The organism is Neobacillus pocheonensis, from assembly GCF_050477905.1.
In the GTDB taxonomy this organism is placed as follows: Bacteria; Bacillota; Bacilli; order Bacillales; family Cytobacillaceae; genus Neobacillus; species Neobacillus pocheonensis_A.
In genome coordinates this window covers 1-20892 of the sequence record NZ_JBCNAD010000037.1, presented here as the reverse complement: position 1 = coordinate 20892, position 20892 = coordinate 1, and the positions used below count along the sequence as shown (strand labels likewise).

The 20892-nt window shown below is 37.8% G+C and carries 20 protein-coding genes; 17 read left to right on the top strand and 3 right to left on the bottom strand.

The window, feature by feature from the left end; genetic code table 11:
* Window positions 1–303 precede the first annotated feature (303 nt).
* From ABES02_RS20210 to ABES02_RS20200, 3 genes are read right to left on the bottom strand one after another with little or no spacing between them, the layout of a single operon-like run.
* Window positions 304–1464 carry a Ger(x)C family spore germination protein gene (locus tag ABES02_RS20210; RefSeq protein ID WP_430138953.1) on the bottom strand — a complete coding sequence of 387 codons (1161 nt, stop codon included), beginning with the start codon at window positions 1462–1464 and terminating at the stop codon, window positions 304–306.
* Window positions 1461–2891, bottom strand: coding sequence for a spore germination protein (locus ABES02_RS20205; protein ID WP_430138950.1), 1431 nt, complete (start codon window positions 2889–2891; stop codon window positions 1461–1463). Before ABES02_RS20205 ends, ABES02_RS20210 begins: the two co-directional genes overlap by 4 nt.
* 6 nt (window positions 2892–2897) lie before the next feature.
* On the bottom strand, window positions 2898–4031 hold the full coding sequence (locus ABES02_RS20200) for a GerAB/ArcD/ProY family transporter (protein WP_430138947.1): 1134 nt from the start codon (window positions 4029–4031) through the stop codon (window positions 2898–2900).
* Between the two features lie 405 nt (window positions 4032–4436).
* On the opposite strand from ABES02_RS20200, the gene ABES02_RS20195 reads away from it, so the two are divergent.
* The 17 genes from ABES02_RS20195 to ABES02_RS20115 all read left to right on the top strand — a co-directional run bounded on the left by ABES02_RS20195 (window position 4437) and on the right by ABES02_RS20115 (window position 20799).
* Window positions 4437–4943, top strand: a complete 507-nt coding sequence (locus ABES02_RS20195; RefSeq protein ID WP_430138945.1) for a flavin reductase family protein — start codon at window positions 4437–4439, stop codon at window positions 4941–4943.
* Window positions 4944–5389: 446 nt separating this feature from the next.
* Entirely contained in the window at window positions 5390–5908 is a 519-nt protein-coding gene (locus tag ABES02_RS20190; protein WP_430138958.1) for an HTH-type transcriptional regulator Hpr, read from the top strand.
* Between the two features lie 293 nt (window positions 5909–6201).
* The gene (locus ABES02_RS20185) at window positions 6202–8130 is read left to right on the top strand and encodes a XylR N-terminal domain-containing protein (protein WP_430138943.1); all 1929 of its coding nucleotides are present in this window, start codon (window positions 6202–6204) and stop codon (window positions 8128–8130) included.
* A 222-nt stretch (window positions 8131–8352) separates the two neighbouring features.
* On the top strand, window positions 8353–10110 hold the full coding sequence (nagZ, locus tag ABES02_RS20180) for a beta-N-acetylhexosaminidase (protein WP_430138940.1): 1758 nt from the start codon (window positions 8353–8355) through the stop codon (window positions 10108–10110).
* 68 nt (window positions 10111–10178) lie between these two features.
* Complete coding sequence (locus tag ABES02_RS20175; protein WP_430138937.1) at window positions 10179–10514, top strand: DUF3870 domain-containing protein; 336 nt, start codon at window positions 10179–10181, stop codon at window positions 10512–10514.
* A gap of 465 nt (window positions 10515–10979) precedes the next feature.
* Window positions 10980–11114, top strand: coding sequence for a hypothetical protein (locus tag ABES02_RS20170; protein WP_430138934.1), 135 nt, complete (start codon window positions 10980–10982; stop codon window positions 11112–11114).
* 93 nt (window positions 11115–11207) lie between these two features.
* Window positions 11208–12662, top strand: a complete 1455-nt coding sequence (locus ABES02_RS20165) for a spore germination protein (protein ID WP_430138931.1) — start codon at window positions 11208–11210, stop codon at window positions 12660–12662.
* Window positions 12663–13035: 373 nt separating this feature from the next.
* Window positions 13036–13299 (top strand): ArsR/SmtB family transcription factor, encoded by a 264-nt coding sequence (locus ABES02_RS20160; protein WP_430138930.1) that lies wholly within the window; start codon window positions 13036–13038, stop codon window positions 13297–13299.
* A gap of 79 nt (window positions 13300–13378) precedes the next feature.
* Window positions 13379–14479, top strand: a complete 1101-nt coding sequence (locus tag ABES02_RS20155; protein WP_430138927.1) for an alkene reductase — start codon at window positions 13379–13381, stop codon at window positions 14477–14479.
* A gap of 108 nt (window positions 14480–14587) precedes the next feature.
* On the top strand, window positions 14588–15778 hold the full coding sequence (locus ABES02_RS20150) for an MFS transporter (RefSeq protein ID WP_430138925.1): 1191 nt from the start codon (window positions 14588–14590) through the stop codon (window positions 15776–15778).
* Window positions 15779–16024: 246 nt separating this feature from the next.
* Window positions 16025–16315 (top strand): FMN reductase, encoded by a 291-nt coding sequence (locus tag ABES02_RS20145; protein ID WP_430138922.1) that lies wholly within the window; start codon window positions 16025–16027, stop codon window positions 16313–16315.
* Window positions 16297–17061 (top strand): SDR family oxidoreductase, encoded by a 765-nt coding sequence (locus tag ABES02_RS20140; RefSeq protein WP_430138955.1) that lies wholly within the window; start codon window positions 16297–16299, stop codon window positions 17059–17061. Before ABES02_RS20145 ends, ABES02_RS20140 begins: the two co-directional genes overlap by 19 nt.
* A gap of 288 nt (window positions 17062–17349) precedes the next feature.
* Window positions 17350–17502 carry a hypothetical protein gene (locus tag ABES02_RS20135; protein ID WP_430138919.1) on the top strand — a complete coding sequence of 51 codons (153 nt, stop codon included), beginning with the start codon at window positions 17350–17352 and terminating at the stop codon, window positions 17500–17502.
* Window positions 17503–17965: 463 nt separating this feature from the next.
* Entirely contained in the window at window positions 17966–18661 is a 696-nt protein-coding gene (locus ABES02_RS20130) for a CoA transferase subunit A (protein WP_430138917.1), read from the top strand.
* Window positions 18648–19313, top strand: coding sequence for a 3-oxoacid CoA-transferase subunit B (locus ABES02_RS20125; RefSeq protein ID WP_430138914.1), 666 nt, complete (start codon window positions 18648–18650; stop codon window positions 19311–19313). The genes ABES02_RS20130 and ABES02_RS20125 overlap by 14 nt, the downstream gene beginning before the upstream one ends.
* Complete coding sequence (locus ABES02_RS20120; protein ID WP_430138911.1) at window positions 19306–20520, top strand: thiolase family protein; 1215 nt, start codon at window positions 19306–19308, stop codon at window positions 20518–20520. The genes ABES02_RS20125 and ABES02_RS20120 overlap by 8 nt, the downstream gene beginning before the upstream one ends.
* A 138-nt stretch (window positions 20521–20658) precedes the next feature.
* On the top strand, window positions 20659–20799 hold the full coding sequence (locus ABES02_RS20115) for an FbpB family small basic protein (RefSeq protein WP_430138908.1): 141 nt from the start codon (window positions 20659–20661) through the stop codon (window positions 20797–20799).
* Window positions 20800–20892: the final 93 nt, after the last annotated feature.

The following is a 20892-nucleotide window of genomic DNA, read 5'->3' as shown; positions in this document are numbered from 1 at the left end:
TGCCTTTTGTCTACAATCTGAATCCTTCTTAAAAGAAGGATCTTTTTTAAGTTAATTATTACAATTACTTCAGCTTAAACCGTTACTGGCTAGTTGAACAAGACATTTGTATTTTATGTCGTCAAAAAGACTATATAAACCAGAAAATGGCTTGCCAAAACTGATGTCAGTTAGCGAGCCATTTTTATTGTCATTTATATGATATGCACCTCAAAACGGAACCCTTTATTTTTCTATAAAGATAAGGTTTTTGATAAAAAATCGAATAAAACAATGATGAAATTAAAAAACGTTCCGTTACTTTTAAGATTTGAACTTTGACATCCCTGTATTCGTAATCTCAACATCTACTTGAATGTCTCTTAGTGAATTCTTTGTGAAGGGGAAAGACTGTATACTTGTCAACCGCTTCCAGTCTGCATACCGATGGCGAAACATTGTCTCTTCCAAATGGTACACGTCTACATTGTTTTTCAGCCCTGCGGTATATGTTGAGCGGATCTCAGCCTTGATTCTTGCCTCGGCTTCTGCTTTCAACTTTTTAGATGTCATCGGGATGTTTAACTGCGTTAATTCACCTTGAACCTTAATGTGCAAGTTGTAAACGGGATCTCCCTTTGCCGAAAGCTCAGGTTTGACCCTTACATTAGGATGCTCAAAGTTCAGAATTGCTTTAATGTCCCCGTTGTCATCATTCAAAGCAAGCGGTGTACGATTGGTTTTCTCTTCCAACCAGCGTAACCCGAGTAAATCATCCTTGGACATCCAGCGCGGCTTCTTCTTTGTATGGTAAATAATCGCTCCGTTAATTGTCATCTCAGGCATTTTTTTCTTTTTTTGTTTCCAATTATTCTTGTCGATTGAAAGTGTTGGCACAATAATTGAGGTACTTGGTTCCGAATAAAGTGCTACAAATTCCAAAAACTTCAGCGGCCGGATCATGGAATGCTGCTTGTAATTGCTTTCTGGGGAGTTCAGTTTCGTAAAAAGCGGAGACGAAGGAAACATTGGTGTGATGGAGAAAAGATCATCCATCGGTTCCTCTGTTGTAAAAATCCAAGGCGTTAACCTTGCCTCAGAACGTTCAAACATATCTATTGTTTGATTCAGATGCATTTGCATCGCTTTCTGTGTGAACACCACCGACGATACTTGCCCAATATGAACTTTTTGCTGTATGCTATTGTACAAATTATTCCACGCTAACAAAAATGTGGAGCCAGTGGCCTTGCCCACCCATATGTTGGAGGAAGCTTCCTCACTGCTGGAACCTTCCACTTTACCTACAGAAGCAAAGTCGACCATCTGGGTGTACACGACAAACTGATTATCTACGTAATCAATGCCAACTGATGAGACGTATGACATGTCTTTCAACACCTTGTAATCCCAGCACCCAGTCAAACTAGGCACCACGAATAGCAAAATCAGCAAGAGCAATAGGCGATACTTTTCACGCTTCATTCTGAATCATCCCCTTGCTTATGCGTTTTTTTCGTCCGCAGAAACTTCGGTGGCGTTCGTTGAAAAGGTTTCGGAAATTGAATGAGCGATTTGATCGAGTCAGCGTCGAGTGGATCGATCAATTCAGATAAGAAAGGCATACCAAACGATTTTAACGTCGACATGTACAGTACGATAGAATAATTAGCTATTAAAAACCCAAAAAGGCCGAGAACGCTCGACAACAGCAGCACGAATTGCCGCATAAAAATGATCGCCGATGAATATGATTGGTTGACTAGTATTAACTGCGCCATAAACGATATCGCTACGATTACAATAATGTTAGGAGAAGTAAGTCCTGCACGTATAACTGCATCGCCGACGATTAATCCTCCGACAACCGAGACGGTTTGTCCTACCTGCCTTGGCAAAAGTTTACCAGCCTCACCAAACAGTTCATACAAAAAGAGCATAGCAAATAGTTCAAAAGGTGGAGAAGTCGGGATACCAGAGCTATTTAACGATATTGTTGCCATTAGAGGAAATGGAAGATGCTCCGTATGATATGATACTAGCGAGATGTACAATCCCGGTAGCATCACAGTTATGAAATAGGCGAGATATCTCATCAACCGCTCAAACGTAACAAAAAAATACGGCAGGTACATATCTTCAGCCGATTTTACCAAATACTGAAAATTGATTGGGGCGACCAAAGCGGCAGGTGCCCCATCAATCAAAATGCAAAACCGCCCTCGCTGTAACGATTCCACCACATAGTCGGGCCTCGTACTGTAGGAAATTAACGGCAGAAACGAAAAAGGCGAGTCGGCAAGCAAATCCTCTAGCGGGGAGACGCCGTTGACAATGTCCACGTCAAGGGAATTTAGCCGCTTTCTTGCCTCTTTCAACACTTCCTCGTTCAGTACATCGGAAAGGTACATCAGGGAGATTTTGGTCTGGCTTCGTTTCCCGACCACAAACGATTCATTGCACAGTGTCGTACTCCGTACCCGCTTCCGAAGCAGAGCTACGTTGGTCTCCACTGACTCCGTAAACGAGTCGCGTGGTCCTTTCACTGACACTTCATAGGTGGATTCTTCCGTCTGGCGCTGAGGAAGTTTAGCGACATTCAGCGAGAACAACTCGCCTGACCCTTCAAAAAGCAGCAAAAGTTCTCCCGCAAATACCTTCGTAACAATCTCCTGCTCTACCGCATTTCGACTCCCTTCCAGCGAGATAGGAAGCAAAGGTAACGATTTGTTTTGTGCCAACTGTGGAAGCACCACTTGATTAATTTGCACAGGATCAGCCAGTCCTGTGCAAAAGAGGAGCAGTACCTTCTCGACATGAGGCTCTGTTCCATATTCATGTAACTGGACTTGTACATCGGCACAAGCGGTGAACAGGCTGCGTAATTTCTGCTCTTGAATTATAAAAGACATGGAGATTCACCCTCGTTTAAATTGGATCGTGTAGCTAAAGATCAGGAGAACTAGTGAGATTAGAATGACCATAGCAATAAGTAATGGAAAATAATGATTTTTCAACATGCCATAGTATTCCGTATCGGAGATCGGTACCAAAGCAAGTACCAACACTGCACAGCTAATTACCCACAGCGCACTATTCCTTACTCGTATACTCTTGAAATTTAGCACATCCACACATAAATACAACGACATTGCAATGCGGATTACTGCCCCTGACATCCATTGGAATAATGATATAATGTCAAAATGTGAAATATATGTAGTTAGTTCCGCCAAACGCCATTCCTCATAAGCCGGGTGTCTTTGCTTTATGGCGAGATGCGGCCCGAACTCCGCAATGGCTGCAAGAAGCGGTCCAAGTGTAAGCCCCACAAGGATTATTCCAATCATAACTAAATGCCAAAATTTTACCTTCTGTTTTATGTGATGCTGAAATAGTAGAAGAAACAAAATCTCCACTAGGCCGCCAGCCGAGTACAAACTGCCTTTCCAGACCGGCCCCCAGCCGTTTTGCATCATAGGCAGCAACCAAGAATAATGCTTGTATGGCATGTTAGTCAACATGACAAAAAAACCGAACAAAACCACCATTGGCAGGAAGAGAGCAGACATTTGTGCAATCGAGGAAATCCCCGCAAGAGCTGTCATTGAACAGAGGAGCATGATGCAAAATGCAATGACAAAGATCGGTGTCGCTTTCAAAAAGTCGATGGAAATCCAATACGTTGTTTCTTTTAGCGTTATTATCGTAATGGCCAGCAGGAAAAGCTCTAACGGGATAACAATCAAAAGAAAAGCCAGATTTCCAAATTTCTGTTGAATCAATTGCATTAACGATTGCTGATTTGTTTTTCGCATGATGTAATATAGGACACCAAGCCACAAAAAAAAGGGCGGAATGGACACGAGCACAGAGATCCACGCATCTCTTCCTGATTGGTCGAGTAGAAGTGGTAACACGAGTACATGATTCATCAACCCTGTCGAGAGAAGGACTATCATCAGAGCTGGACTTATGAAAATTTTCGTAGAATTCATTGCTAACAAATTTTCATTCCCTTGCATCAGTTTTAATAATGGTAGATTTTCCACAATACTTCCACTTTATTCCTTATACCGTAAGATAGTTTTTTTGTTCTATATTATTTAGAGGGATGAACGTACATACAAAAGTTTCCAGACATGATTTCTTACCACTAAAAGGTTCAAATTTAGGCTGATTCGGACAGAAAGTTTAATAAAAAACCATCTTTTGTAGGCGATTAAAAATAATCAGAATCTTGATACTATAAAAACAGTTAATAAACTCAATGAATTGGAGAATTTCATCGAAAGATTCTCTCTCCTTTATTTCGAATGCCCAATTAAGGGTGGAGAGAAGGACGGAAAAGATAGATGTTACCTTCAAATGGATGAGGGTTTATCTGAAATAAGTTCACCTAATCTGAGCTTGTCGCTCATTCAAAGAATAAATATTTATCAATTGGAGGGCTATCCATGAAAGAAAGTTTTGATTCACGATTCTTCCGTAATACCTGCGGTCAATTCTTAACGGGTGTGACGATCGTAACTACTACAGGGGAGAATGGACAGCCCGTGGGAATAACGGCAAACTCATTTACGTCGGTTTCTTTAGGTCCTCCACTTATTTTAGTTAGCTTGGATAAAAAACTAGTATCATATAGTGCGCTTATGAATTCCGAAGGGTATGCCGTACATGTACTGGCAGAAGAACAACAAGAATTATCAGGACACTTTGCCAAACAAGATGTAGATAAATTCCAGGAACTTGATTATAAAGAAGGATTGTATCATGTGCCTGTTATTTCGAATGCCTTGGCTGTGTTTGAATGCAAGGTAGACCAAAAAGTGGATGTAGGAGATCACACATTATTACTCGGCAGAGTGGAGAGAGTCCAAATTAACGATCCAACTCGGCGCCCATTAGGATATTTACGGGGACGTTATACCGTACCGGAACAGGAAAAAGAAATAACAAATTAAGGTACCACTTTATTTTTCAAATACAGCCATATCAAAGATTTCTCCTCACTGCTTCAGGTCTTAATTGTTAGAAATGCATGTCTTTGAAAAATTTTGAAAGAGGTGCGCATCGCTTATGAATACTAGATTATCTGATATTACTGCAAAAATAACCCATCACCTTCATGCTGTCATGAATTTCAGGTTACGGAAGAAGAACTAATCCAAGCCATTAAGTTCTTGACTGTGGAAATATCATTTTTGCAATTGTTGCATCTTGCAGTAAGTCATCGTTTCGCATATGGAGGAATTGACGCTTACCTATTAGTAAGTTAGAATTGCACTAAGGAAAATCGAAAAATACAAATTATTGATTTAGCATTACAGTTGATTCAATAAAAAGGGTATGTAGAGTTTAACTACGATAATAGAAAAAGAGGAATGAAAACTTGGAAAAAATTTATTCTATGAAGGAAGCACTGATTTTTAGTCAAAGAGTGGCTCAATTAAGCAAGGCACTTTGGAAAGTGAGTGAAAATGATTTACAAAAATGGATAAAACCATTTAACTTGAATATTAATGAATACCAAATTTTATGGGTTGGCTATCATTTAAACGGTGGATCTATCTCCGAAATTGCGGAGTTAGGAGTCATGCATGTTTCTACCGCATATAATTTTTCCAAAAAGTTAGAGGAACGAGGGCTTCTACAATCTTTAAAAAGAGAAGATGATAAAAGAAATACGTATATTCAACTTACTGACAAAGGAAAAGAAATGATCATTAGCTTGCTCGAATCTTACCAGCCAAAAAAAAATGACCTTGTTTTAGCTACCCTCCCATTAAGGAATATATATGGGAAATTCCCTGAGCTGCGTGAACTGGAGGCCATTATTCGAAATACCTTCGGTGAAAAATTTATTAATACTCATGAACAGATGTTTCAGCATTTTGAAAAAGAATTTATTGTTGAAAAGGAAAAGTGATAACCTCAAAAAGATTGAAGGAACTCGCATAAGAAAGTTTGATATTCATGAAATGTGTTTTTTTACTAACTTTTAAATGCAAATTGAATTCATTTTGCCATGCTTCCTTTCCTTTTCATTCTATATTTTATTGAAATTAAGAACCATCCTACAAATATTTACCTATTAGTAGGTAGATGCCTGTTTTAGTTAAACTTCCATTACTTTGAAAAAGGGGAAATCACTCTATTTTTTCATTGTAAGTTTTTATGATAGTCTCAGAAACTAAAACTCACTTAATAAGGCGGGAGAATATGGAGCAAGTACTAACATCACTGAATAAATCTGATATTGAATTTCATCCAGGCCAAATCAGGTTTAAAGGAGAACGTTTTATTCTGATGAATGCCGAAGCATTAGGAATGCTCAGTCGTGACCTTATTTCTACATTGGGACGAGAAAGAGCAAGGGCGTTCCTCCTTCGTTATGGGTGGGAATGCGGATATAAAGATTCAATTTCAATTAAAAAACTATTTCCTAATGCGTCGCTTGAATTCCTCCATCAACAAGCTCCAATTTTTCATATGCAAGAAGGCTTTGCTCAAGTTGATTTACAAGATCTTAGTGTGGATTATGAACAGAATAAGTTTTATATGGAAGGAGTTTGGTTAAATTCATTTGAAGTAGAGCAACATATTCAACATTTCGGTATAGTCAAAGATCCGGTGTGCTGGACAGTAATTGGATATGCAAGTGGGGTCTCAACGGGAATTTTCGGAAGGAAAATATTGTATAAAGAAGTAACTTGTGTTGGTCGTGGGGATGCAGAGTGCCGGTTTATTGGAAGAACTGTAGAAGAGTGGGGAAATGAAATTGAACATGAACTGTCTTATTATGGTCAAACCAAAATTGCCGAAGAATTAGAAGAGGCACATCAGCACATTCAAAAACAGCATACGATGTTACAACGAATTATGGACATACATGAACAGCTCAACAGGATGGTTCTTTCAGGGCAGAGCAGGCAAGCTGTCACAGATAAAATCGGGCAAATGCTTCATTCACCTGTCATTGTTCAAGATAAATATTTTCGTCCCCTTTCTTGGTGGCTGCCAAACAAGGAAAATTCAGGTATAGATCCATACCTCATCAAACCGGAAAAGGATCTTTCTTCAGAATTTTACTTGAAGCTTAGACAATTAGATGAAGAAAAATGTTCGAAGGATTTTATTTTTTCGGATGAGGCAATGTTCCTTGACAGGACCATTGCACCGATTGTTCTAGGCGATGAGATTATGGGATATTTATCGGTCATTCATGTTGAAGGAACAGATAGAGAACTAAGAAAAATGATTACCGAGCGCGCTGCTACTGTTATGGCAGTAGATTTATTGAAAGAAAAAACGGCCTTGAATACCGAACATAAATTAAAAGGTGAATTTCTGGAAGAATTGTTATCCGGTACAACACCTATTGAACAATTAGTTAAACGAGCAAATTTTATGGGATATGATTTTGGAAAACCACACCGATTTATGCTTGTGAAAATTATTCAACGACGAAACGATAATGGCTTGATAGAAGATCAAGATCTGCGTATGAATCTTCGTCATGAATTGTTAAATATTGTTCGAACCCATTATCACTCTTCTACGAAGGATACTTTAATCGTAGAGCGAAGAGGGGAGATTATCCTTTTGGGGCCTTCAGATCCATCTGGATTAGATTTCCGAAAGCTAGCAAAAAACCTACAAGACCGCCTGCCGCAATTATTTGCAAATATTAACACTTCTATTTGTATTAGTCGTGAGGCGATGTCCATTGAAGTACTTCAAGCCTTATTTGAGGAATGTTCAAACATGATGAAGGTTATGACACGATTAGGACGAACAAGTGAAATATTTTTAGTGGAAGAAATGAACGTATTTGACTTATTATATGCGGGCTCTGCTCAAGAACAACTTCATACGTATGCAACTAGAACGCTCGAAAAGCTTCTCAAATATGATGATAGCGGTGGAACTACACTTATCTCAACCCTTCACATCTTTCTTGCAAACGAATGCAATCTTCAAAGAACAGCGAAAGAACTGAATGTTTCGCTAAGTGGATTGAAATATAGAATTCAGAGATTAAAAGATATCGGAGAGATTGATTTTAATCATGCAGATCAAAAATTTAATCTTCAACTTGCTTTAAGGATTCTGAATGCCAATGGGAAGATTAACTTATTAAAAGTATAAAATGCAAATGAATCATGTTAAGAGGAGAAAAATCTTTGTTTTCTCCTTTTTTGTCTTGTTAAGGCGGATTTTTTCATGAAAATCCATCGGAAATAACTAGTCACAATTGTTACGGTAGAATGTTATGTTATTAAAGGTATCAAAATAGAAAAAAGAAGGAATTGTGCAAAATATATACTAAATCGAACTGAAGTGGACTCTATAATTGGAAGGAGCATTACTATGAAAAAGTTGATAATGAAAATGCTGTTCATTTTGATTGCATTATTCCTTATTAATGGTTGTTCAAAGAATAATACAACTAATAATAATAAGGATAATCATAAAGAGATGAATACAAGCCGAACTGAACATACCAAAACAGAAGATACCAAAACGGAGGATACCAAAACAGAAGATACCCAAAAGACAACTTTACCTCCTAAAAAAGATCCAATTCAAGAGCAGCTTAATAAGCTGACTTTAAATGAAAAAATTGGGCAAATGATAATCGCGGGATTTGATGGCACAACCGTTAATTCAAATACACAAAACCTAATTAATAAATACAAGCCAGGGGGGTTAATCCTATATCAAACGAATGTTAAGGATGCTGCTCAATTAGTAAACTTAACAAATGCAATTAAGAATGCAAACAGCAACAATAAAGTACCACTATTCATTTCCGTCGACCAGGAAGGTGGAAGGGTACACCGAATGCCTTCTTCAATCCAAATCACACCGAGTGCAAGAATCATTGGAAATAAAAATGATCAAAAATACGCATATAATATTGGTAAGGTAATTGCCTATGAATTGCAAGCTTTTGGATTTAACACAGATTTCGCTCCCGTCCTAGATATACAAAGTAATCCAAAAAATACTGTTATCGGGGACCGTTCCTTTGGAACAAATTCCAGCATTGTTTCAAAAATGGGAGTTAGTATGATGAATGGTATTAGTTCTGGAAAAATCATTCCAGTTATTAAACATTTCCCTGGTCACGGCGACACTTCCGTTGATTCTCATTTGGAACTTCCATTAGTACTGAATGATCTTACAAGACTAAAACAGGTTGAATTAGTTCCTTTTAACAATGCCATCAAAGACCATGCCGATATGGTGATGGTTGCTCACATATTAGTGAAAAAAATTGATCCTAATTATCCTGCATCGATGTCAAAAACTATTATTACAGATCTTTTACGTAAACAATATGGATTTAGAGGTGTTGTCATTTCAGATGATATGACGATGGGTGCGATTGCAAAGCACTACAATTTGAAAGACGCAGCCGTAAGGGCCGTTAACGCGGGGAGCGACATTATTTTAGTTGGTCATGGAATGGATAATGTGGCTACAATCTACAACGGTATTTATTCAGCAGTGACAAATCATACAATTTCTGAAGATACTATAAATAAGAGTGTATACAGGATTTTATCTTTGAAACATAAATATAATATCAATAATAATAAAGTTCCATACGTAAATGTAGGCAATCTAAATGATCAATTAACAAAAGCTATTTCAAATACTTCTACGACGAATATTACAAATAGTAAATTACTTTTAAATTTAGCAACTAAAGCAAAAGAAGGTTCCATAATAAATGCTGATTTTCATCTAAAAAGTACCACAGTTGATGAAGTAAGAAAGATCTGGGGAAAAGAAGATAAAACAGAATATGTTGCTGCAGCGAAAGGCACCTATTGCACTTATAGTCAAAAACATGTAGTTGTGGCTTATAATAAAGGGCAGCAACTGTTTGAGATTCGATCCTACGATCCTAGTTTAAAAGCCTTAACCATAGAGGATATAAAGCATTATTTTGGTTCTCCGAAAACAGATGTTAAAACAAGTAACAAGGAAGAAATTATCAGCTATACTGTTGGAACCAATACATTAAAGTTTGTTTTTCCTACAGGAACTCAAACAATGTATCTTGATCATTACTCTCTATATAACGCATCCTTAGTTAATAATAATATGGCAAGTTAAAAGACGGCAAAACATTTTTTGACGTAAGTTAAATTTAGAAAATTACTTCGAGGTAAGGTGGCAATATTATGGGAAAACCATCAGAATTGAATACTGTACTTGTCACTGCATATGCTAAGGCACCACAAGGAAGCGCGATGTATGAAGTATATAAACATGCAGGAATTATATTGGAAATTGATCCGACTACCAATGTAATTATTAATGCAGAACTAACCTTTTTGGCACATTTAACAAAGGATTTTTTTAGCCGAATGTTGGTCGGTTATGACTTATCGAACGGGATCGATGAACTTATTCAGAAAGTTGAGAAGCATTACATCGCTCCCTCTACGAATTCCGTAGTTGTTGCATTAAAAGCAGCCTATAAAAGATACATTGAAAGACTAAATCAAGTGAAATAAAAAAAAATATTTAACATTGGATAGCGTCAGGAAAATGCGGATTTACGACGTTAAGTAAATTAAAATATTAAAGAGCCCAATTTCTCAGCATTAAAATTGAGAAATTGGACTTTTTTCGTTACCATTACTTTTCCCTGGTCCTGGTGGTTCAAGAGCCCCGGGGAAAGATGGTATTCATTACTGGAGAATCTTTGTGGTGAAGTCAAAAATCTTCATATGAAAGGACTTTCTAATATTAAAAGGAAATTCGAACGGAAAAAGAATAAAGATAAAAAAAAAAACTTATCGTTTGGCAAGTCTATTGGGCCGAGGCTGAGTTGTTATGTGTGGCCCAGTCTAGCACTAAGCTAACGGGCAAGAGTTAAAGATCCAGATGCAATTTTAGCAGCTTTTCTTAATGCACAAAAGGGCTGGTTCGTTGAATAACAAAACAAGGTTGGGAACACTATAATGAGGTGTTGACCAATGAAAAGATTCATCATTTCAATAATAGCAATTCTTTTTGTGATTATCCCTAATAAAGCAGGAGCAACAATTCCAGGAATTGAAAGATACAATCTTCAAGGAAACTTGCAGAAATTAATAAATAGAAAAACATAGTTACCTAAATGAAAGAGATTCTTCGAAAAAATGCGTAAAGTAATGAATGTTCACACACGAGCTCTATATAATTGTTGATTCGAGGAGAAAGATTTGACCAAAAAAAATATAGCTAAATCGTTAAAAGAAAACATTGAGATATTTCAAAAAACACTTGACTATGTTTCCGATTTACGGATCCGAATATTGAAAATTGGCAGCAAGCCTTATATAGATGGTGCAATTCTATATATTGACGGAATTGCGGATACGGAAAAAATACAAGAATATCTGGTTGTTCCTTTATTATCATTGAACAGTGCAAACGATGATGAAGCTTTTATCGACGAAATCGCATATCGCCATATCAAAACAGCAGATGTTGATGTTGTGGAATCGTTTCAGCCCCTGATAGACGGCGTGCTATTAGGAAAAGCGGTAATCCTTCTCGATCATAATACAAAAGGAATAGTCACAGAAACTGCTCAGTGGAAGGAACGGATTGTTGCGGAAGCAGTCAATGAAAGGGCTTATAGGGGACCGTTAATTGGTTGTACGGAAAAACTAAAAACGAACCTGAACCTAATCAGAAGTCTTGTGAAAACCCCTAAGCTATGTATTCGTTCCATGAAAGTCGGAATACTATCAAAAACAGATGTATCAATTGTTTATATTAGGGATATAGCTACCGAAAAAAACGTAACAGAAGTAATGAATCGAATTCAACGAATTAATGTAAAATATTTGTTGGAAGCTAGAATTATTGAGGATTACATAGAAGGTAAAAGAAAAACATTTTTTCCGCTTTCACTCTCGACAGAAAGACCAGATAGTATTGGAGCTGCTTTATATGATGGAAGGATTGCTATCCTTGTTGATGGGACTCCTGAAGCAATTTTAGTGCCAACGGTATTTTGGCAATTTTTTCAGTTCCCTGATGACTATTATGGTAAGTTTGGTCGTTTTATTACTCGTCCGCTACGTTTTCTCTGTTTTCTTACCACAATTTACTTGCCCGGATTATATACAGCCATAATGAGATTTCATAAAGATGTTCTTCCGGCTAATGATTTGAAATCCTCATTATTAGCCCATACACTTATCCCAATTTGGGCGGAAGTATTAATCCTTTTGATTCTGTTACATATCATCAATGATGCTTCCTTTCGATTACCCAAGAGTACGGTTTTTAGTTTATCTATACTGGGTACAATCATTGTAGGGGATGCAGCCTTGAGTTCTAAATTTGTTCATCCGCTCTCGCTTTTTATTGTAGGGGTTTGTTTTATTACTGGCTATCCCTTAGTTAATAGAGGATTTTTAAGTGCTGTGATCGCTTTACGTTTCCTATTATTTTTTATAGGAGGCTTCCTTGGTTTAAGTTGCCTTGGTATTGTAAGCTTATTATTGATTATTTATGCTGCCAGTTTAAAATCCTTGGGCGTACCTTATTTAGCTCCGCTTATCCCGTTTCATCCTAACGAATGGAAGGATACCTTTTACCGAGGGAATCTAGATGATATTACCAATAGTCCTCATACCTTTCCGTCAAAAGAGAATAAAGAATGAGCAGAGTCCTGCTCATTCTTTAGGGGTCATAATATTGAAATTAGGATTCTCCTGAAAATTTTCTATCACTTAAAATGAATAGTAAGTTGAACAGGCATTATACTCTATAATTGCAGATTGTGAAGCATTGTACTTAAGCTTACGGGCGTGTTAGTGAAATAACGAATATTAAAATAGCCTGTATCAATGATTACTTGGTAATCTAAGATACAGGCTATATATTTTGGTGACTATTTGTTCTCACATTCTTCAATTAAGAAAACAGCCTTTGAATTAAAAAATGGAAAAGCACTCTCTTGACAAACCATCTCTGATTAAATATAATATTTCTAGAAATACTGAAATAAGAATTGCTGAAAGGAGGTTTTTAGCGGTGAATGATGATGTTGCGGTAAAAGTCTATAAGGCACTAGGTGAATCGACTCGTTTACAAATCGTAAAATTACTTGCTCAGCAATCAGAGTTAGCTTGCCTGGAAATGGTAGATCAATTAAAAGGCCCTGCCAATTCAACATTGACACATCATTTAAAACCATTACTCGATTGCGGATTATTAGCAGTTCGCAGAGAGGGAACCTTCAGATATTACAGGTTACAACGAGAAGTCCTTGCACAATACGCTCCCGCTTTACTTTAATGTGAAAGCGGAATAATTTTAATTTTAATTTCAGTATTTATAGAAATACAGAATAATTGAAATGAACGGGGGAAAATATATGAGTCAAATTACTAAAGAAACAAATTCTTGGGGAAATTTAAAAAATGGTTTAGACAGTAAATTGTTTGAACCGATAAAAATCGGAGCTTGGAATTTACGCTCTCGTATCGCAATGGCACCGTTAACAAGATCATTTGCAGATGATCAAACAGGAGTAGTAGGAGAGGATATTGTTGAATATTACCGAAAACGTGCTGCCGATGGAGTTGGTTTAATCATTTCAGAAGGAACGGTCATTAGTCCTCGTGGAAAGGGCTATCCTGGAATTCCGGGCATTTATTCAGACGAACAAATTAAGGGATGGAAAAAAGTAACGGATGCTGTGCACAAAGAGGGAGGAACAATGATCGCTCAAATATGGCATGTTGGTCGTTTATCTCATCACGAGCTTGCTGGCAATCTGCCTCCTCAAGCACCATCAGCTATTCCAGCTGAAGGCCTTGTCTCTCGTTTCCGTAAACCATATGATGTTCCTGAAGAAATGACAATTGAGGATATTAATGAAGTAATCCATCAATATGCGCAAGCTGCGAAAAATGCAATAGTTGCAGGTTTTGACGGTGTGGAAATTCACGGTGCCCACGGATACTTAATTGACCAATTTAATTCAGATATAACAAATCATCGTACAGACAAATATGGTGGTGACCTTGCTCAAAGATTAACGTTTATGAAGGAAGTAATTAAAGCAGTTATCGACGCAATCGGTACAGAACGAACAATGATCCGATTCTCTGCTTTTAAAGCAGATATACCAAATTACATGTGGGAAGATCCAGAAATGGCCATTCGTACATTTGTTGAGGCATTTAAGGAAGCGGGTGCAACAATGATTCACCCATCGACTATGCAATTTGATCGAGTGCTTGCAGATGGAAAAACGATGCATCAATTAGTCCGAAAATACTGGGATGGTGTCATTATTGGGGTAGGAACATTAAATCCAGAAATGGCGAATCAGGCGATTGAAGAAGGAATAATTGATGTTGCTGCTTTCGGACGTCCATTCATTTCTAATCCTGATTTTATTCATCGTTTAAAAAATGGTGAAGTATTGGAAGAATACGATGCTAAGAAGCATCTTAATACATTAATTTAAAGTACTAAATGAGAAAGAAGCTGCTTAAAAAGCTTCTTTTATTTTGTTAGTTATTTCAGTGTTTTTGGAAATATAGAATAAAAAGTAATAAAGAGGAGAAAATTTCACATGTCAAATACAGCAAAGATTTATATTTTAGCACTGATAAGTTTTTTAGTCGGTACTTCACAACCCATCATCTCAGGTATTTTGGATAAAATGGCAGAGGCTCTTGGAGTGTCAATTGGAGCGGCTGGTCAATTAATTACAGTCTTTTCATTAGCCTATGCCATCGGTACACCTATATTACTGGTATTAACGGCTAAAATGGAAAGACGAAAATTACTGATCTATGCGTTATTTGTTTTTATGGTAGGAAATTTACTTTCAGTGATTATTCCAGGGTATGGATTATTTATAATTGCTCGCATTATTATGGCTTTAAGTACAGGTGTAGCAGTCGTTACAATTTTAAATATCGCAGCAAAGATTGCACCTGCTAATAAAAAGGCCAGTTCAATTGCAACAGTTGTAATGGGATTTACCGCATCATTAATCATTGGCGTTCCTATTGGACGTTTTATTACATCCACGTATAGCTGGAAATTTGTATTTATCGGTACCGCAATATTAGTTTTACTTGTCATTTTTATTGTTTTAAATACAATACCAAAAATGAATGGTGATGCTTCAATCCCTTTAACGAGACAAATTGCGATGTTCAAAAAACCAAAAATTGCTTTAGCATTATCCATCACCTTCTTTTTAATGACAGGATACGGAATTCTTTTTACTTATTTATCTCCATTCCTTGTAAAAAATGTAGGTATGAGTGATTCTCTTGTAAGCATTACTTTACTAGTTCTTGGAGTTGCAAGCTTATTTGGTTCTAAACTAGGTGGATTAAGCTCAGATAAGAGAGGCGTAATTTTTACATTAAAAAGAGGGTTACTTGTAAACGTAACATCTTTAGTCGTGCTTTCATTCCTATCACATTCAATTATTGCAGTATTTATTATATTGACAGTCTGGTCATTTTCAGGCTGGTCATTAGGTGCAACTCAGCAATATAATTTAGCAACGATATCACCTGAATCCTCAGATGTATTGCTAGGACTGAATCAATCGATGATGCAATTAGGCTTTGCGGCTGGTGCAGGTTTAGGTGGAGTAATTGTGGGGCAAATATCATTATCTTCCATTACATGGTTCAGTGCGTTAAGTTGTGTGTTTGCATGTATTACAACATTTGGATTATCACGTTTCTTAAATAATAAAAAGGTAGTCAACCAAGGTTTTGAGGCACAAAAGCAAGCTTGATCAAATTGGGAGTCTTAATTCGTTATCTTTGCATTTTGTTTACACAATTTGGCTAGTCAATCGATAATTCGTTAGTGGGAATACGCGTATTAGCGAAAACTACCGATGACAAACAAAAACTGGAAAACAATATCGACATGACTCTGTCTGTCTCGGATTAAGCTTTCTTTTTTTGATATTTCGAGAATGATTGTTCTTAAATTATAAGTGAGTCCAACTGCTCCAGCACCGGGAACCTAAGTTTGAATGCTCCAATTCAATCTAGCTGGTTGGACCAAAAAGCTTACAGGCAAGCCTGCCATTACAGTTGGTTCTGTAGGATTAGACAGTGAGTTTACAAGGAGTCTATTTGAAGGAAAAGGGGCCAACAACACTGATTTTAGAAAGTTAATTGAAATGCTTGAAAGAAATGAATTCGATTTAGTAGCAGTTCGCCGAGCATTACTGGCTGATCCTGGTTGGGTGACCAAGATACGTGACGGCCGAACAGACGAACTTGTCCCCTTTACTGAAGATGCATTAAAAAAGCTGGTTTAAGATATCAATACCACAATATCAAGGATAACAAAGGAGAATGCTTATTATGGATATTTCACAACAAACCGCGCTCGTCACTGGCGCAAACCGAGGACTCGGTTCGACAACTCGCACTTGAACTCATCTCTCGCGGTGCTACTGTATATGCGGGGGCGCGCAACCCTGATAGCATCCAACTACCGGGAACAAAACCATTGCAAATCGATATCACCGATCCTACCTCTGCGGCAGCGGCAGCAGAGGTAGCGGAAGACGTGACTCTCCTGATAAATAATGCTGGAGTGTTGACTGGCGCCTCCCTTATCAATGGTAGTTTGGAGGACATCCACAGCGAATTTGATACGCACTTTTTCGGAACTCTTTCGATGGTTCGCGCCTTCGCGCCGAAGATCGCCTCGAACGGAGGCGGTACTATTCTAAACATTCTTTCGGTGTTGTCCTGGATCAGTAGTGTGAATTCAGCAGCATTTTCTGCCGCGAAGGCGGCCGAGTGGGCTCTCACCAACGCACTTCGTTTAGAACTGGCTGACCAGAAGGTACGCGTAGCGGGACTTCATGTCGGGTACATGGACACGGACTTGATTGCTCACATAACCGCCCCTAAGTTGAATACTGCTGACATAGCAAAGATCGCTATCGACGGAATCCAGGCTGACAGCTATGAAATTCTTGCCGACGAGTTGAGCCGAAAGGTTCAGAAAGGTCTGGCTGGTGGAGTCTCGGCTCTATACCCACAGTTCGTATGAGATTTAAACAACAAAGAGTAAAGTTAAAAAAAGGGGTCACATACCTATCAAGCTAGTAGCAAGTGGCGCAACCCTGTTAATTTCTCTAAAATTACACAAAACAATATAAAGGGACAATATATATTAGAGACCGGTTAGTAAGTATGAACAACTTTTCTCTTGCGCAGGCACAGAATTACATGAAATTTATTCCGATAAACGGGATTAAATTAAAGAGGAAGATAAAAGAAAGGATATGATATTTTAAGAGGTGTTAATTGGCTTGGCATTGACTCGGTTGAATATCCAATGAAGAAGCGTTTAAAAGTTTGGAATCGTCTTGGTGATGATTTGAAACCAACAAAGCTAAATGAAGATATAGTAAATGATATCTCAATAAATGAGCTGCCAGAAGTATTAGCTGCTATATTAGAAGGAAAATACTTGGAAGAACTCTTGTAAAACTATAAAAGGATCAAATGACAACAAAACCATATGAACTTGCCTAGTGATAAGAGGCACATATAATACTATATTTAGTGATCGCCTGTCTCTCGAACGATGCATGGATACGTACGGGAACAATTTTAGACCATCCAACAACTGCACGTGCTCTGGTGTAGATAATTGGTTGTTATGAACACCATCATCAAGCAATTATCAAGGAAAGATATTTAAAAATACTTTTTCTTCTTGAAAGTTATAATTAATGTAGTATAATTAGACCAACGATATATTTTATAATTCAAAATTCTTAATCAGTTGCTGATTAAGATGATGGAAAGATGAAGTCTTAATGTTGAAAACTCACCGTTTTCATTATATTTAAGATAGCCCAGTCTTTCCAAAGGAAAATGCTAAATGCTTATTTCCTTTGGATTGGCTGGGCTTTTTGCTTTGTATAAATAAACTGGGAGTGATATCAATGCAAAAAGTAAAAAGAGCGGAAGAAATTATTGCAAAGGTTAAATCAGGTGACACTATTATGGTAGGAGGATTTGGTTTAGTTGGTGCTCCATTAAGTTTAATTAACGAATTGACGCGCCATGACGTGAATCAACTGACCGTGATCAGTAATAATCTAGGTGAACCAGGAAAAGGCCTAGGGATTTTATTACGACAAGGAAAAATTAGAAAAGCTATTGGTTCGTATTTTACTAGTAACAGGGAAGTGGGAGATCAGTTTAATCAAGGTAAACTTGAAATTCAGCTTATGCCACAGGGAACGATGTCTGAATCGATAAGGGCTGGAGGAGCTGGCATTGGCGGCTATTATACAAAAACAAGTGTTGGGACTCAATTGGCAGAAGGGAAGGAAGTTCGCGAAATTAAGGGAGAATTGTATGTATTCGAAGAGCCGCTGCGAGCAAATGTTTCACTTATTAAAGCGGCAAAGGCAGATACTCTCGGGAATTTAGTGTATTACAAAACTGCTCGTAATTTTAATCCGTTAATGGCCACGGCAGCTGACTTCGTCATTGCAGAGGTTGATGAGATTGTTGAGGCAGGAGAGCTTTCACCCGAGGAAATTGTCACCCCTCATTTATTTGTAGACGCCATTGTAGAAAGCCATCTGATTTTAACTAAGGAAGGAGTTGTAGCAAAAAATGCAATCAAATAAAGACGTTCAAGAGTTAATAGCGAAAAGGGCAGCGGCTGAACTGCAACCTAATTCAGTCATTAATTTAGGAATCGGAATACCCACACTCATTGCCAAATATGTGGATTCAGAGTTCGTTTATTTCCATACAGAAAATGGTATGCTTGGGGTTCAAGAGTTGAATAGTGAAGAAGATTTTGATCCTAGTCTAGTCAATGCGGGAAAGCTGCCGATCGGAGAGGGAATGGGTGCTTCATATTTTAATAGTGCTGAGTCTTTTGCCATGATCCGCGGGGGACATGTTGATGTTGCGATATTGGGAGCACTGCAGGTTGATGAACAGGGGTACATCGCTAACTGGGCTATTCCGGGGAAAAATATCATGGGAGTAGGAGGGGCAATGGATCTTTTAAGCGGAGCGAAAAAGATTATTGTTACGACGAATCATATTTCCAAAAATGGAGAATCCAAAATAGTTAAAAAATGCACATACCCGATTACCTCTATTCGTAAAGTTGATATGATTATTACCGAATTAGCTGTTTTTGAATTTCAAAATGATCAGTTAGTACTAAAAGAATTAATGCCTGGTGTCAGTTTGGAAGAAGTACAAGAAAAGACGGATGCAAACTTTAAAGTTATGTCAGTAAATCATGGAGGACAACATGAATAATGGAGTTTATGTCGTAAGTGCACAGCGAACAGCGATAGGAAAAATAGGTGGAGCACTAAAGGATATACAGCCGGATGATTTATTACTTCCTTTATTTCATAATTTAAAAGAAAAGAATCTGATGCCTGAAGAAATGATCGATGAAGTGATTATTGGTCAGGCAAAACAAAGCCAAGACCAATCGAATATTGCTCGAATGGCTCTTTTAAAGGCTGACCTGCCTGAGTCAATTCCAGGGTACACCGTTAATCGCCAATGTGGATCGGGTATGCAGTCTATTCATAATGCTTTCTTGGCAATTAAAGCTGGTCTAGGTCATGCCTATATTGTAGGAGGGGTAGAAAGCATGAGTAGTGCCCCATATTATATTCGAAATGGACGATATGGCTTTCTTTCAGGAAACAGTGAAATTCTCGATCCGAATAAGGAAAGTCAACCAGGTTCCCAGCCGGTGGAGAAGTACGGAAGGCTTATAATGGGAATGACAGCAGAAAATCTGGCGGAAGATTATTCGATCTCCCGTGAGGAACAAGATCTATTTTCATATGAAAGTCAGCAAAAGGCACTTAACGCCATTGAAAATGGAGAATTCGAGGACGAGATTGTACCGCTAACGGTCCCACAGAAAAAGGGACAATCGATTATTTTTTCTACGGATGAACATCCACGAAAAACAGATTTAGAAAAATTAGCAGCCTTAAAACCTGTGTTTAAGAAGGACGGAACAGTCACAGCAGGGAATTCATCTGGATTAAACGACGGTGCATCTATGTTGTTACTGGTTTCCGGTGAGATGGTGGAACGGTATCAATTAGAGCCTTTAGTAGAAATTGTAGGACTTGGAGTTTCAGGGGTAAGACCAGATCGGATGGGAATTGGTCCTGTTGAGGCAACAAATAAAGCTTTAAGCATGGCAAATATACAAATCGAGGATTTAGACTTAATTGAACTTAACGAAGCATTTGCTGCACAATCGTTAGCTGTTATAAAAGAACTAGGTTTACCAATGAATAAAGTAAATGTAAATGGCGGAGCCATTGCATTAGGACACCCGATTGGAAACAGTGGGGCTAGAATTAGTGTGACACTAATACACTCAATGTTGAAAAGAAAGACGAAGTGGGGGCTTGCTACCCTTTGCATGGCTGGTGGACAGGGTATCGCAACTGTATTTCGGGCGCCGATTTCCCGCGAAATTAGGGGATGAGTGCTGTTAAATCCTAGAGGAAATAACTACCTGTAATAACAGAATAATTATAGAATGAATTCCAACAAAAATACAAATTTAGACTATTCTAGTCTAATCAAATAATAAAACGATCCAATTACATCAGGAGGAACTTTCATGCGTAAAACGAAAAAAATATCATTTCTAGAATTAGTACAGGAAAACAAAAAAAACCTTCTTAACAATAGCGAAGAAATAGAAAGAATTGAAAAACGTATTGAAAAACGTCATGAAATAAAACGATATAAGCAAAAATAATAGGCTCTGTTAAACGATATTGTAGTTTTTTATACTCTGTTGATTGGAGCGGAAGGCGCTTGACTCCTGCGGGAGTACGGGGCAGGGGAGACC

What these genes read in the sequence shown, in the direction of transcription:
- ABES02_RS20210 (WP_430138953.1), bottom strand. Translation starts at nt 1,464, where the DNA reads ATGAAGCGTGAAAAGTATCGCCTATTGCTCTTGCTGATTTTGCTATTC.
- ABES02_RS20205 (WP_430138950.1), bottom strand. Translation starts at nt 2,891, where the DNA reads ATGTCTTTTATAATTCAAGAGCAGAAATTACGCAGCCTGTTCACCGCT.
- ABES02_RS20195 (WP_430138945.1), top strand. Translation starts at nt 4,437, where the DNA reads ATGAAAGAAAGTTTTGATTCACGATTCTTCCGTAATACCTGCGGTCAA.
- ABES02_RS20190 (WP_430138958.1), top strand. Translation starts at nt 5,390, where the DNA reads ATGAAGGAAGCACTGATTTTTAGTCAAAGAGTGGCTCAATTAAGCAAG.
- ABES02_RS20185 (WP_430138943.1), top strand. Translation starts at nt 6,202, where the DNA reads ATGGAGCAAGTACTAACATCACTGAATAAATCTGATATTGAATTTCAT.
- nagZ (WP_430138940.1), top strand. Translation starts at nt 8,353, where the DNA reads ATGAAAAAGTTGATAATGAAAATGCTGTTCATTTTGATTGCATTATTC.
- ABES02_RS20175 (WP_430138937.1), top strand. Translation starts at nt 10,179, where the DNA reads ATGGGAAAACCATCAGAATTGAATACTGTACTTGTCACTGCATATGCT.
- ABES02_RS20170 (WP_430138934.1), top strand. Translation starts at nt 10,980, where the DNA reads ATGAAAAGATTCATCATTTCAATAATAGCAATTCTTTTTGTGATTATC.
- ABES02_RS20155 (WP_430138927.1), top strand. Translation starts at nt 13,379, where the DNA reads ATGAGTCAAATTACTAAAGAAACAAATTCTTGGGGAAATTTAAAAAAT.
- ABES02_RS20150 (WP_430138925.1), top strand. Translation starts at nt 14,588, where the DNA reads ATGTCAAATACAGCAAAGATTTATATTTTAGCACTGATAAGTTTTTTA.
- ABES02_RS20145 (WP_430138922.1), top strand. Translation starts at nt 16,025, where the DNA reads ATGCTCCAATTCAATCTAGCTGGTTGGACCAAAAAGCTTACAGGCAAG.
- ABES02_RS20135 (WP_430138919.1), top strand. Translation starts at nt 17,350, where the DNA reads ATGAAGAAGCGTTTAAAAGTTTGGAATCGTCTTGGTGATGATTTGAAA.
- ABES02_RS20130 (WP_430138917.1), top strand. Translation starts at nt 17,966, where the DNA reads ATGCAAAAAGTAAAAAGAGCGGAAGAAATTATTGCAAAGGTTAAATCA.
- ABES02_RS20125 (WP_430138914.1), top strand. Translation starts at nt 18,648, where the DNA reads ATGCAATCAAATAAAGACGTTCAAGAGTTAATAGCGAAAAGGGCAGCG.
- ABES02_RS20120 (WP_430138911.1), top strand. Translation starts at nt 19,306, where the DNA reads ATGAATAATGGAGTTTATGTCGTAAGTGCACAGCGAACAGCGATAGGA.
- ABES02_RS20115 (WP_430138908.1), top strand. Translation starts at nt 20,659, where the DNA reads ATGCGTAAAACGAAAAAAATATCATTTCTAGAATTAGTACAGGAAAAC.